Origin of the sequence: Streptomyces sp. NPDC059743, assembly GCF_042732975.1 — a bacterium.
Classification (GTDB): Bacteria; Actinomycetota; Actinomycetes; order Streptomycetales; family Streptomycetaceae; genus Streptomyces.
Genome location: NZ_JBHWGS010000003.1, coordinates 519222 through 532098, shown reverse-complemented (window position 1 = coordinate 532098; position 12877 = coordinate 519222). Strand labels below are relative to the sequence as shown.

The following is a 12877-nucleotide window of genomic DNA, read 5'->3' as shown; positions in this document are numbered from 1 at the left end:
TGCGCTGACAACCCAACCGCGGGAGAGCCGCGGACACCCCCCATGGAGCACTCGATGACCAGCACGATCAATCATCCCGTTGGTGAAAGCCCGTCCGGAGTACCGGAGTTCCCGATGGAGAGGGCGGCGGGCTGTCCGTTGGATCCGCCTCCGGCCGCGACGGAGAAGCAGAAGGAGGCGCCGCTCGCCAGGGTCCGGCTGTGGGACGGCAGTACGCCGTGGCTGGTGACGCGGTATGCCGAACAGCGGGCCCTGCTCGCCGACCCGCGAGTCAGCGCCGACATCACCCGCCCTGGCTACCCGAGCCAGGGACCGGTGCCTTCCGGCGGTGCGTCCGGGTCCGGCAGCTTCGTTGTGATGGACGACCCTGAGCATGCGCGGCTGCGGCGCTTGGTGACGGCGCCCTTCGCCATCAAGCGTGTACAGGCGCTGCGGCCGGCCATCCAGAAGATCGTTGACGAGCTGATCGACACCATGCTGGCGGGCCCGAAGCCGGTCGACCTGGTCGACGCGTTCGCCCTGCCCGTGCCCTCCCTGGTCATCTGCGAACTGCTCGGAGTCCCTTACAGCGACCACGACTTCTTCCAGGACAACAGCAAGATCGTCATCAAGCGCGACGCCGAACCGGAAGAGCGCGTCGCCGCCATGCGCACGCTGGGCGTCTATCTGAATGAACTGATGGGCAAGAAGCTCGCCGCGCCCACCGAAGACCTGCTCTCCGGCCTCGCCGAGCGCGTCAAGGGCGGGGAGCTGACGCGGCAGGAAGCGGCCCAGATGGGCGTGCTGCTGCTGATCGCCGGACACGAGACCACCGCCAACATGATCGCCCTCGGCACACTCGCCCTCCTCGAACACCCCGACCAGCTCGCCCTCCTGCGCGACAACGACGACCCCCAACTCGTCACCTCCGCCGTGGAGGAACTCCTCCGCTACCTCAACATCGTCCACAACGGCCGCCGCCGCGTCGCCCTCGAAGACATCGACATCGCCGGCCGGACCATCCGGGCCGGCGAAGGCCTGATCATGGCCAACGACATCGCCAACCGCGACCCCGACGCCTTCCCCGAACCCGACCGCCTCGACCTCACCCGCGACGCCCGCCACCACATCGCCTTCGGCTTCGGCATCCACCAATGCCTCGGCCAGCCCCTGGCCCGCCTCGAACTCCAGATCGTCTACAGCACCCTCTACCGCCGCATCCCCACCCTCCAGCTCGCCACCGACCTCGACCGGATCCCCTTCAAACACGACGGATCCGTCTACGGCGTCTACGAACTCCCCGTCACCTGGTAACCCACCACCCCCCACCGAAGGAGACACCGTGAAAGTCACCCTCGACCAGGACAAATGCGTAGCCTCCGGACAGTGCGTCGTCGCCGCAGCCGACGTATTCGACCAACGCGACGAAGACGGCATCGCCGTCCTCCTCAACCCCAACCCCACAGCCCAGCAAGCCGACGACACCCGCCACGCCGCAGCCGTCTGCCCCGCACTCGCCATCCACATCCAGGAATGACGACCGGGCCCTCGGGCCCGTCGAGCGGCGGGCCCGAGGGCGATGGCGGCCATACCGACGGTGGACAGGCCGCCCAGCACTCCGCCGGGCGGCGCACTCATCCCGGCCGAGACGGCCCGACGGCGGATCAGCAGCATGGCCGAGGGACAGCCGGCCGAGGTGCCCACGCCGATCAGCACGCGGCTTCGAAAACCGCCTCGGTGGCGCGTCGCATCTCGAACATCGGTGGATCCGGTATTTGGCGATTCGAGCTCCATGTGCCATCGGCGTCAATGACGTCGACCTTGGGACGCATCCTGACCACATCGCCCTCCCATTCGCCGTCGAGTTTCCGCATATTGATATCTGCCTTGCGTGTCGGAAGGTAGAGATTCAGTGAGAAGCGACTGCCGCGCCAGTTGTGCACATCTCCTGCGAAGTCGCCGCTCGTGTCCTTTTCGGCTCCGCAGATTTTGACCTCGCCTGTGACATCGCAGGCCATGGAGCAGTTTTCGTCCCTGACCAGATGGAGCATCAATCGCCTTTTGTCATCCGCCGTATAGGACACCTCTCCTTGCCAGTAACCGGTCAGCTGAGGCTTGCCAGGCAGGGGAAAGTCCCATGGAGTAAGCAGCATACGAGCCAGGATGAGCAGACCGAACAGAGCGGCCAATACGGCGACGCCCTCGATGGTTCTCCGCCGGAGACTCTTTTTCCGGCGTGGCTGTGACATGTAGGTAGTCATTCTCAACCCCCCTCAGGTCGTATCACCGTAGCAGCGGTATGCGGCACAACGAGAGCTGTCCGGATCGACGTTTCAATTTCGGTACGTAATCCGACATCAACCGTGAAAAAGTCAGCCGTTCCATAAACTTTCCACTGCCGGAAAACTTCCCTTTCCCAACCGGGCACGTCTGTATGCGGGCCGACAAGCGGAGCCACTCCGCGTCGTGCCGTCCCCGCTGTTTCTTATACGTGCTGTCCCGCAGCGTGTTCAGAGCCAGTTCCGGCGCTTGAAGACCACATACAGCCCGACGCAGACGATGCCCATCAGCGCCAGGGCGAAGGGATACCCGAGGAGCCAGCCGAGTTCGGGCATGTGCTTGAAGTTCATGCCGTAGACCGTGCCCACCAAGGTCGGGGCGAAGAGGATCGCCGCCCAGGCGGAGATCTTCTTGAGCTCCTCGTTCTGTGCGTGGCTGGCGCGTGCCAGCAGCCTCATCTCCTCGTTCTGCTGCTGGGTGACGAGGGTGGCGTTGACGGCGAGGATGTCTTGCAGCGCCAGCCGGAAGCCGTCGACGCGTTCGGTTACATGGGTGGCGTGGTCGGCGACGTCGCGGAGATAGCGGCGGAGTTCCTCGTCGATGCCGTACTTCTCGAATCCCGCGGTCAGCCCTTCCAGGATTCTCGTCAGTGGGCGGGTGGCGCGCTGGAACTCCACCACTTCCCGCGAGAGTTCGTAGATACGGCGGGACACTGTCGGGTCGCCGCTGAAGACTTCGGTCTCGATCTCGTCGACGTCGTTCTCCACGCCGGCCACCACCGGCGCGTAGCCGTCGACGGCCGCGTCGAGGATCGCGTACAGCACGGCTTCGGGGCCGCGCTTGAGCAGATCCGGGGTGTCCTCCATACGGCGGCGGACCGAGGCCAGGTCCGGAGCGGCTCCATGGCGGACGGTGATCACGAAATCGGGTCCGACGAAGATGTGCAGTTCGCCGAAGTCGACCTCTTCGGCATCGTCCAGGTAGCGGGCGGCACGCAGCACCACGAACAGGGTGTCTCCGTAGCGTTCCAGCTTGGGCCGCTGGTGTGCCTCCAACGCGTCCTCGACCGCGAGTGGGTGCAGATCGAACTCTTCGGCGACGGACAGCAGCTCGGCCTCGCTCGGCCGGTGCAGGCCGATCCACGCCATGCCGCCGTCCGTCTCGCGGAGCTTCTGGAAGGTCTCGGCGAGCGAGTCGTACGTGTGGGTACGGAAGCCGTCCCGGTAGATGGCGGCGGCGATCACACTGCTTCCACGCGGCGACGGCTCCTCGGCCGGTGCGGGTGTGCCCGGCTCGCCGGCGGCGGCGGTGGGGCCGGGCTCGGCGGGACGCTTGGCCGGCTTCTTGAACGGGCGCAGGGCACGCAGACGACGCTCGGACATGACGGAATCCTCTACAGGCGGAACCTCTACAGCCCGGTCGGCGCGGTGTCCCACGGGGTGCGACTGGGAGGTTCACCACTCATCGTGGTCTCACCTGCCTTTCGGTACGCGAGGGACGGAGCCTCTGAGCAGGCTATACCCGCCGGGCCGCAGCGGGGCGACGGCTGCCGACGGCTGCCGGGGGCCGGCGGTGGAGGGCTCGGCCGGAGTCGTCACGGGCGGGCTGGTGCCCGGAGTGGCGCCCTGAAGTCCGGCGTCGTTGACTGGTGGGAAAGTGCCCGTCGGCGTGGCTCACGGTGCCTTTGCCCGCACAGCGATGACCACAACGGACAGAGCGGTGATCACAACTGACAGAGGGAGAACGCAGTGCGGGCGACATTCTCGCTGGGACGGATCGCCGGAGTCCGGATCGGGGTCCACTGGAGCGTCCTGGTCATCTTCGTACTCATCACACTGGGCCTGGCGGAAGGCCGTTTCCCGCAGGTCTATCCAGGTCACGCGGTGGGGCTGTACTGGGTGGCCGCACTGGTCACCTCCCTCCTCTTCTTCGCCTCGCTCCTCGCCCACGAACTCGCCCATGCCATCGTCGCCCGGCACAACGGCGTACAGGTCGACGACATCGTCCTGTGGCTGCTCGGCGGTGTGGCACGGCTCAGGTCGGAGGCGTCCGACCCGGGCGCCGAACTCCGTATCGCCGGTGTCGGCCCACTGGTGAGCCTCGTACTCGGCGGTCTGTTCACGCTGTGCACATGGCTCCTCCTCATCGGGGACGCTCCGCGGCTGATCGTGGAGGCGTCGGCCTGGCTGGCGGCCATCAACGTTCTCCTCGCCGTCTTCAACTCCATCCCCGCCGCGCCGCTGGACGGCGGGCGTCTGCTGCGCGCCTTGTTGTGGTGGCGTACGGGCGACCGCTTGCGGGCCACGGCCGGAGCCACCGCGGCCGGGCGTGTCTTCGGCTGGCTGCTGGTGGCGGCGGGCTTCGTCCTGTTCATCGCGACGCGTGCCTTCGACGGCCTCTGGCTCGCGCTGATCGGCTGGTTCCTGATCACGGCTGCCACCGCGGAAGGCCGGGAGGCGCAGATGAGAAGCGTCCTCTCCGGCGTTCCCGTACGGCATGCCATGACACCGGATCCGGTCACCGTGCCGACCGGGCTGACCGTGGCGCAGTTCCTCGCCGACTCGCGTTACCGCTACCGGTACTCGGCATTCCCGGTGGTGACGGGTGAGGCGGGCGAGGTGGGTGTGACGGCCAAGGCGGGCGTGACGGGCGAGGCGGGTGGCGCGGGTGACGCGGCGGGACTGATCACCCTCGAACGCGCGCGCCACACACCGGAGGACCAACGGGAGTCCCTGACCGTCAAGGACGTGATGCTGCCACTGACGGACATCACCACCGCAGGGCCGGACGATCCTCTGGCCGACCTGCTCCCACGTATGCGTCCCGGCGCCGAGAACCGGGTCCTGGTACTGGACGACCACAGACTCCTCGGCATCGTCTCCTCCTCCGACATCAGCCGCACGGTCTCCCGCCTGATCGCCGCGAAGCAACACCGGGTCGACTGGAGGGACCGTCGATGAGCATGGCTGCCTCCAGGCCTTGCGGTGAGGTGGGTGCCTTGTGGTGAGGTGAGTGCGGTTCGCGTCATGTGCTGGGCATTCCCACGTGCGCCGCCGTTGTCACTTTGAGTGACCGACATGGCGGCCATACGCCATCAGCGCGTCGCCCCGTCCGCCCCGTCCGGCCATACCTCGATATGGTCCTGTTCCAGCTCCAGCATCACCCGCTGCTCCATGCCGAGCGCCGCCGTGTACTCCGAGGGCAGCTGGAGCCGCCCGGCCCGGTCCAGCATCGCGTACTCCCGGGCCACCACCGACTCCTGGCCCTCCGCGTCGATCTCCGTACGCCGCAGGACCTCGGACGAGGTACGGCCGTCGCGGATCGCGACCGTACGGCGGACCTCGTTCTCGACCGCCTGGTCGTGCGTGACGATCACGATCGTCGTCCCCAGCTCCTCGTTGGCCCGACGGAACGCCGCGAAGACCTGCTCACCCGTCGCCGAGTCCAGCTCGCCGGTCGGTTCGTCGGCGAGCAGTACGGATGGAGAGTTGGCCAGGGCCACGGCGATCGCGACGCGCTGCTGCTGGCCTCCGGAGAGCTGGTGCGGGCGGCGGTCGGCACAGTCGGTGACATCCAGCATCGCCAGCAGCTCCTTCGCCCGCTCGCCCTTCGCCCTCGACGATCGAGTGGATCGCGAAGGGCGAAGGGAGCTCGGCTGCTTCGCGCCTTGCGGACCGCCTCGGCCTCTCAGCTGCATCGGGAGCGCTATGTTCTGACTGGCCGTCAGATAAGGCAGGAGATTGCGGGCCGTCTGCTGCCAGACGAAACCGACCACCTCACGGCGGTAGTCCAGCCGGACCTTCGCGTCCATCGCGAGCAGATCGCGGCCCGCGACCCTGGCCGCGCCGGCCGTGGGCACGTCCAGGCCCGCGAGGATGTTCATCAGTGTCGATTTCCCGCTGCCGGACGCGCCGACCAAGGCCATCAACTCGCCCTCCTGGACCGTGAGATCGAGCCCTTGGAGGGCCTGCACCTCCACCCCGTCCGTGGTGAAGACCCGGACCAGCCGGTCGCAGGTGATCAGCGCGTCGTGCCCGTAGGAAGGGCGATTCCGGTGTGCCGTCGCCTGCCGTTCCAGGTCGGTGAGGGTGGGAGTCGGAGTGGGAGTGTGGTTCGGTGTCGGGCTCGTCATCGTGTGTCTCCCGCTCTCAGCTCGGTGATCGATCCGCGTCTGCCCGCCCACCATGCCTGCCCGGCGGCCACCGCTCCCGCCAGTACCAGCACACCGCCCGCCGGCAGCGCCAGCGACCACACGTCCGTACTCAGCGATACATCGCCCACCACGGACGCGGACGCGGAGGCCACGGCGAGCTGGGCCAGGTCGATGCCCGGGGCCAGCAGCCGGATGGTGGCCCAGCCGACGAGGATGCCGCCCCCGGCGGCGAGCAGCGCCTGTGGCAGCGCCTCCAGGCCCAGCAGCAGTCGGCCCTGGCGGGTGGTGAGGCCCATGGTGCGCAACCGGGTCAGCAGGGCGGTGCGTTCGGGCGCGGCGTGCAGGAGGGAGAGGAGGAGGGCGATGACCGCGTAGGCCGCGCCGGCCAGGACGGCGACGGCGTAGATCCGCTCGGCGCCCGACTGGAGCGGCGATGCGGTGAACGCCGCCCGCTCCTCGCTCAGCAGGCTCACCTCCGGATCCGGGGACCCGCCCTCACTCCGACCAGGAGTCCGCGGGGCCTGGGCGCCCTCGGTCGCCGCGCGCAGCTCTTCATCGTCCAGCCGCTCGCCCGTGACCAGCAGCGTCGTCGGATTCGCCGCCGTCAGGGCCGCGCTGTCCACCAGCAGGAAGTCGGAGCGCGGAGCGGCCGGGGTGTGGGACCGGACCGTGGTGATCCGTACGGTGATCTCGCCCGCCGACGACAGGATCCGGCGCGGCGCGGTGCCCAGCCGCTCGGCGGTGGCAGGGGACGCCACCGCGTTCAGCACCCCGCCCGGGCCACGCGCCTTCAGCACACCGGCCGGGAACGGCCCGAGGCCCATCTGCCGGGCCAGCCGGGTGTACGCGTCGGGCTCGACCCCGATCAGGGTGACCGGCTTCTCCAGCGCGGACGCGGCTCCGGTCGTGAACCCGGCTCCGGCCCCGGTCGCGGCCTCAGTCCCGGCCGCCGGGGCCGCGTCCGCCACCAAGTCGATCCGTACCGAGGTCACGTCCCGTACGCCCTCCACCTGGCGCACCGACCGTTCCGCGCCCGGCGGCAGCGGCACGGTGTCGTTCGGGGTGGAGATCCGCGCGTCCGCGCCGACGGCCAGCAGCGCGGCCCGGTCGCGCGCGTCCGCGATGCCCGACAGTACGGAACCGCCGAACGCCGCCGTCGTCAGCGCGATGAGCAGCGCCAGCAGCGGCAGCGCGGCCGTCGCCGACGAGGACCGGCCCGCGCGCGCCAGCGCCAGAAAACCGACCGCACCGCGCAGCCGCGCCGCCGGACGGGCCGCGTGGCGCAAGGGCAGCGGGTACAGCCGTACGAGGACGAGCGCGGCGATCAGCGCCACCAGCACGGGAGCCGCGCTCACCAGCAGGTCGCCCGCCCCGGCGGACGAATTCGATGTGCCTCTGCGGCGCAGCGCCGCCACCGAGGCAACGGCCAGGAGCAGCAAGGTCAGTTCGGCCACGGTACGGCGGCGGCTCGGCCGCGCTGCCGCCAGGTCGTCGCGGCCTCCGTACGCGCGCGCCCTGCGGAGCGGCGGGACGGCCCGGAGCGGGAGCGCGGCGCAGGCGAGCAGCGCGACGGCGGACGCGCCGTACACGGCGGGCAGCAGACGTACCCCGCCTCCGGATCCGTTGCCGCCTCCGTCTCCGTCCACCACGAGTACCGCCAGCAGCAGCCCGGCCCCGGCGGCGGGCAGCGCGATCACGGCGGTCTCGGCGAGCAGCCGTCCGCCGATGCCGAGCAGGGAGCCGCCGCGCGAGCGCAGCAAGGCGAGTTCGGCGGTGCGGCCCGCGGCGATCAGACCGCCGGCCATCGCGAGGGCGACGGCGGCGACGGTGCCGATCCCGAAGGCCGCGACGACGACGATCCGTGAGATCGCCTCGCGCGTGGCGAGGTGGGAGCCGACGACCGTGCCGAGGCCGGTCTCCACGACCGCGTTCCCGCCCGCGATCTCCCGCATCCGCAGCAGATCGGGGCCGCTTTCGAGGGAAGCGATCCGCCGCCCGAGCTCCGGAGCGTCCGCGGCGGTCAGCTCTCCGGTGGCGGGAGCGAAGCGCCAGTACTTCTCCGAATCCGTACGGGTGCCGAGGAGCGCGGGCGCGGCCTCGGGCGCCAGCAGCAGTCCCGCCTCCCAGCGGAACATCGGCGGCCGGGACGGTAGGGCGGCCAGTCCCGGGACGCGCAGGAGCGGTTCCGCGGACCAGTAACTTCCGTTGGGGCGGTGAGGTTCGACCAGGCCCGTGATCCGTACGGAGAGGGCCTGGGTCCCGTAACGGTCGCTCAGACGGAGTACGGAGCCGACGCGCAGCCGCAGCTCACGGGCGGTCGCCGTGGTGACGGCGGCTTCCACCTCCTTCGTGCGCGCGTCCGCGCCCTGGCCGGCGGACGGCAGGCGTCCGCTCCGTACGGTGGCATGGGCGGCCAGCTCCGACTGTGTGGCCAGCGTGAACCTGGGCGGGATCCCGTCGGGACGCGGAAGCCAGTCGTCCGTGCCGGTCAAGGGCTCGCCGGTGCGTACTCCGTACGCGGAATCGGCGAGGTCCACCCGCAGCGGACCCGGCAGGCTCGCCACCGTCTGCCGGTACACGGCTTCGAGCGCGTCGGGCCGCATCGCTTCGACCCGTTGGGGCTCCGGGATCTCCAGGCCCGCCTGAGGAGCGGTAAGGCGCAGCACGGTGTCGGTGACGGGCGTGCCGGTGATCTCGCGGCGCAGCCCGTCGGTCTCGTACGCGTCGACGGCCCTGGGGAACGCGGCGGCGAGGAAGGCCGTGAGCAGGACGAGCGCGCCGAAGGCGACGGCGGCCCCGGGCGCGGTGCGCAGCCGGGTGCGTACCCATGGCGCGACGGCGCGGCTGCTGCTCGCCTTCGGGGCCTGGGCGTCGGTTTGGACCGAGCTGTGGATACCGATACGAGTACGGGTACGAGTCATGTCAGTGGTCCCTCTGCTGGCGGAGCGCGGCCGGGAGGCCGGCGCCGCGCCGGGCGGCGAGGACGGCGGTGATCAGCAGCGGCACGGCCGCGACGCCCGCGAGGAACAGGGCCACCTGGAGCAGCGGGAGTTCCACGAGCACCTGGGGCACGGGCCGGGCCGCCCCCGAGGTCAGCACGGTCAGCGGTACGAGCGCCCGCGTCAGCAGGATCCCGAGCGCCGCTCCGACGGCCAGACCGATGCCGATCAGCACGCCTTGTTCCGTCACGACCAGCCGGGCGAGGCCGCGTCGGGGCGCTCCGAGGGCGCGCAGGACGGCGAGTTCGGCGGTCCGCTCGCGCAGGGAACCGGCGGCGCCGACCGCGAACCCCATGGCGGAGAGCGCGACGGCGACCGGCGCGACGGCGATCAGCGCCGAGCGCGGCCCTTCGCCGAGCGGATCGCCGAGCAGTGCCGCCGCCGTCTCGTCGCGTACGAGCACCCGGGCGGGCTCGGCTCCGTCGGAGCGGTCGCGGAGTGCGGACACGACCTGCGCGGCGGCGCCGGGAGCGGTGCTCAGCCACCACTCGGTGGGCGCGAGGGAACGGTCGGTCCGGGCGGCGAGGGCGGCGTTGACGGTCCGCAGGTCGATGAGCAGGGCACCGCCGTTCTGGCCGGTCACGCCCGTGCCGGTGCCCGTGCCGACGCCCGCGTCCGCCTCGGTGTTCGCGTCCGGGGTCTGGTCCGTCTCGGCGTCCGCCGTTGTCCCGGTCGTGGGCAGCTCTCGTACCGTCTTCACGATGGTCACCCGCACCTGCTCGCCCGCCAGCGTCAGATCGACGCTGTCTCCGCGGCCGGCTCCGGTGGCGCGGAGGAAGGCGTCGGTGGCGACGGCCGCGATCCGCTCCGGCGCGGCGGCGCCTACGACATCGAGCCGTACGGCGAAGTCGCCGGAGCCTTGGTACGCCTGCCCTGTCGGGTACGTGACGGTCAGCGGCGCCGCGGCCGAAGGCGATGCGAACGCGGTCGGTTCCAGGGTGTTCGGCGCGCTCTCCCCGGCGCCCTCCGTCACTGTGGCGCTGCCGCGCCAGCGCACGTCATTCGGTACGGGGACGGGTATGGGTTCGGGTTCGGGCTCGGTGTCGGGTGCCCCGGCTGTTGTGGCGAGCAACCGCTCGACGGTCAGCCGGTGTTGCTCGGATGCCTGGACCGGGGCCGTCCCGCCGAGCCGCAGTCCCGTCACGCGGAGCGGCCCTGCGGGTGCGCTGTGGGTGCGGGAGGCGGTCCGGTCGAGATCGACGGTGGCCCGGTGGAGCCGCCCGTCGACGGGCACTTGTCCGGCGCTGAGCCGGTACGGGATGCCGTAGCGGTCCTCGACCACCACCAGGAGGGCGGCGGCGAGCCCGGACGGCGACGCGCCCGTTTCGGCCCTGATCCTTACGTCGAGGCCGAGCCGGCGGGTGTCGTCGGGCAGCGCGATCCCGGTGCGGTTCCGGGGTTCGGGTGACGCGTCCTCCCGTACCGGCCCGTCCGACGGTCCGTCCGTCAGCGCGTCCGTCAGCCCGTCCAGCAGGCTCTCCGCGGGCTCGTCGGCGAGATCGGCGCGCAGTAGCATCCGCTCCTCGGCGTGTGCCGTGTCCAGCGCGAGTACGGTCGCCGACAGGCCGCCGGAGAGGCTCGCGTCCGTACGGTGGGCGGGAGCGGCCTGCCGTACCCCGGGCAGCGAGGCGTAGAGACCGGCCTGACCCGGGTCGGCGGGCCTGCCGTCCAGGACGCGTACCGACGCGCCGGTGGCGAAGTCCGCCTGGTCGCGCTGCGAACGGTCCCACGACGCGCTCTGGCCGAGGGCGAGCAGGCCCGTCGCCACGGCGAGAACCAGCAGCAGGGCGGGCCCGGCGCCGCGCAGCGACCGGCGGCCGAGGCGGTGGGCCGCCAGCGCGCCGGGCAGTCCACGGCTGCGCGCGGCACGACGCTCGGCGAGCCGTCCCAGAGGAGGCAGCAGGCGCAGCGTGAGCACCGTACCGGCGAGCAGCGCCAGCGCGGGCGCCGCGACGAGCAGCGGGTCGATACCGAGGGCTCCGGTCCCCGCGCCTGTCCCCGCTCCCGTGCCCGCGCCTGTCTGCCGGTCCAACTGCCAGTACGCCAGGGCCGCGACGAGCAGCAGCCCGACGTCGGCGCCCGCGCGTACGGGTGCGGGCAGGGCGGCGGCCCGGCCGCCCGCCCCGGACGACTCGCCCGCCCCGGCGGTCCCGGCGAGGGCGGGCAGGACGATCACCGCGGCGCAGCAGAGCGCGACCGCCGCCGAGACCAGCCACACCGGCCAGGCCGGGAGGTCACCGAGGCGGGTTCCCGCGCCGGAACCGTCGTCGCCGAGCGCGGACGGCCGGGCGAGCAGCCCGGTCAGCGGGCCCGCTAGCAGCGGGGCGCAGAGGGCCGCCGGGAGCGCCAGCAGCAGCGCCTCCGTGGCGGCGAGCGCGGCCAGCCGGGCGCGTGAGGCGCCGCGCGCCCGCAACAGGCCGGTCTCGCCCGCCCGTTCCGTACCGAGCGACCGGGCCACCAGCAGCAGTGTGTACCCGGCGAGCAGCAGCAGTTGCAGCGCGACGATCACCAGCGTGGACCGGGCCACCAGCAGCTCCCGCTCGGTCCGGTCGAGCAGGGACGGCAGCGCGGTGCTCACCGTCGCGCCGCGCCCGAGGGCCGGATCCTCGCGCAGCCGCTCGGGGACCTGGGCGGACGCGGTGCGCAGGGCGTCGATCCGGTCGGTGGTGATGCCCCGGTAGTCGGCGGCGGCCAGCCAGCCGGTGGCGGAGCGGGAGACCCGCCCGGAGGCGAGGACGGACGCGTCGGTGAGGAGCGGGCCGTAGGTGGTGAAGTCGACCTCGCGGACGCCGCGTCCGCCGAGCGCGTCCAGTCGCCAGTACGGGTCGGTGGGGTCGGTGGCCTTGTAGACGCCGGTGATCCGGACGGTCGGCCGCCGGTCGTCGGCCAGCCGGTCGGTGAGCACGATGCGCGCGCCCGGAGCCAGCTCCAGCCGCCGGGCGGCCTCTTCGGGCAGGGCCACGGGGATGCTTCCGGCCGCGCCCGCGCCCGTACCAGTACCAGTACCAGTGCTGGCATCAGCATCCGCACCCGTGTCCGGCCACTCGCCCGCCACCAGGGCGATCCGGGAGCGGTCCAGCGCGGCGAAGTGGGTCAGGTCCGGCTTGTCCACGGCCCCGGCCACGGGGGCGGCGGACGCCCGGAGCGATCCGGGCAGCGCGTACGGTCCCGAGCGTTCCAGCTTCCGTACGGTCACGGGCAGTCCGTCGAAGGTCTCCCGCGCGCCCCGGACCACGGCCTCCTCCGCCGCGTCCTGCCGCTCCGCCGGCACATCCGCGCTGATGACGAGTACGGCGGAGGCGGCGTCCCGGCCGCGCAGCGTCTCGCGCAGCGCGGTGTCCCCGACCGAGCCCGAGAACGCGGTGAGGGAGGCGAGCACACAGGTGGTCAGCACCACCGCGAGCAGCGCGGCGGCCAGCAGCAGCCGATGTCCCGCCGCGCGCAGAAAGACGAACCTCGTCACACT

The 12877-nt window shown here is 71.6% G+C and carries 8 protein-coding genes; 3 read left to right on the top strand and 5 right to left on the bottom strand.

Features of this window, described 5'->3' with window-relative positions:
* The first annotated feature begins 54 nt into the window (after positions 1 to 54).
* Both ACFV6H_RS08085 and ACFV6H_RS08080 read left to right on the top strand, forming a co-directional pair.
* Complete coding sequence (locus tag ACFV6H_RS08085; protein WP_385539690.1) at positions 55 to 1293, top strand: cytochrome P450; 1239 nt, start codon at positions 55 to 57, stop codon at positions 1291 to 1293.
* Between the two features lie 28 nt (positions 1294 to 1321).
* Positions 1322 to 1516: a ferredoxin gene (locus tag ACFV6H_RS08080; RefSeq protein ID WP_093590809.1), complete on the top strand. Its 195-nt coding sequence runs from the start codon at positions 1322 to 1324 to the stop codon at positions 1514 to 1516.
* A gap of 172 nt (positions 1517 to 1688) precedes the next feature.
* Here ACFV6H_RS08080 and ACFV6H_RS08075 read toward each other — a convergent pair whose 3' ends face one another.
* Both ACFV6H_RS08075 and ACFV6H_RS08070 read right to left on the bottom strand, forming a co-directional pair.
* Positions 1689 to 2240, bottom strand: a complete 552-nt coding sequence (locus ACFV6H_RS08075) for a hypothetical protein (RefSeq protein WP_385539688.1) — start codon at positions 2238 to 2240, stop codon at positions 1689 to 1691.
* Positions 2241 to 2489: 249 nt separating this feature from the next.
* Positions 2490 to 3641 (bottom strand): magnesium and cobalt transport protein CorA, encoded by a 1152-nt coding sequence (locus tag ACFV6H_RS08070; protein WP_385539686.1) that lies wholly within the window; start codon positions 3639 to 3641, stop codon positions 2490 to 2492.
* Positions 3642 to 4007: 366 nt separating this feature from the next.
* Here ACFV6H_RS08070 and ACFV6H_RS08065 point away from each other — a divergent pair, with 366 nt between their 5' ends.
* Positions 4008 to 5219 (top strand): site-2 protease family protein, encoded by a 1212-nt coding sequence (locus ACFV6H_RS08065; RefSeq protein ID WP_385539684.1) that lies wholly within the window; start codon positions 4008 to 4010, stop codon positions 5217 to 5219.
* Positions 5220 to 5353: 134 nt separating this feature from the next.
* Here the strand turns inward: ACFV6H_RS08065 and ACFV6H_RS08060 are convergent, their stop codons facing one another.
* Genes ACFV6H_RS08060 through ACFV6H_RS08050 form a run of 3 tightly spaced genes read right to left on the bottom strand, consistent with a single transcriptional unit; the run spans position 5354 to position 12874 of the window.
* Positions 5354 to 6391, bottom strand: a complete 1038-nt coding sequence (locus tag ACFV6H_RS08060) for an ATP-binding cassette domain-containing protein (protein WP_385539682.1) — start codon at positions 6389 to 6391, stop codon at positions 5354 to 5356.
* On the bottom strand, positions 6388 to 9333 hold the full coding sequence (locus ACFV6H_RS08055) for an ABC transporter permease (RefSeq protein ID WP_385539680.1): 2946 nt from the start codon (positions 9331 to 9333) through the stop codon (positions 6388 to 6390). Before ACFV6H_RS08055 ends, ACFV6H_RS08060 begins: the two co-directional genes overlap by 4 nt.
* Position 9334: 1 nt before the next feature.
* On the bottom strand, positions 9335 to 12874 hold the full coding sequence (locus ACFV6H_RS08050) for an FtsX-like permease family protein (RefSeq protein ID WP_385539678.1): 3540 nt from the start codon (positions 12872 to 12874) through the stop codon (positions 9335 to 9337).
* Positions 12875 to 12877 lie beyond the last annotated feature (3 nt).

Coding starts and splice junctions, on each gene's coding strand:
- ACFV6H_RS08055 (WP_385539680.1), bottom strand. CDS start 9,333: ATGACTCGTACCCGTACTCGTATCGGTATCCACAGCTCGGTCCAAACC.
- ACFV6H_RS08085 (WP_385539690.1), top strand. CDS start 55: ATGACCAGCACGATCAATCATCCCGTTGGTGAAAGCCCGTCCGGAGTA.
- ACFV6H_RS08070 (WP_385539686.1), bottom strand. CDS start 3,641: ATGTCCGAGCGTCGTCTGCGTGCCCTGCGCCCGTTCAAGAAGCCGGCC.
- ACFV6H_RS08060 (WP_385539682.1), bottom strand. CDS start 6,391: ATGACGAGCCCGACACCGAACCACACTCCCACTCCGACTCCCACCCTC.
- ACFV6H_RS08075 (WP_385539688.1), bottom strand. CDS start 2,240: ATGACTACCTACATGTCACAGCCACGCCGGAAAAAGAGTCTCCGGCGG.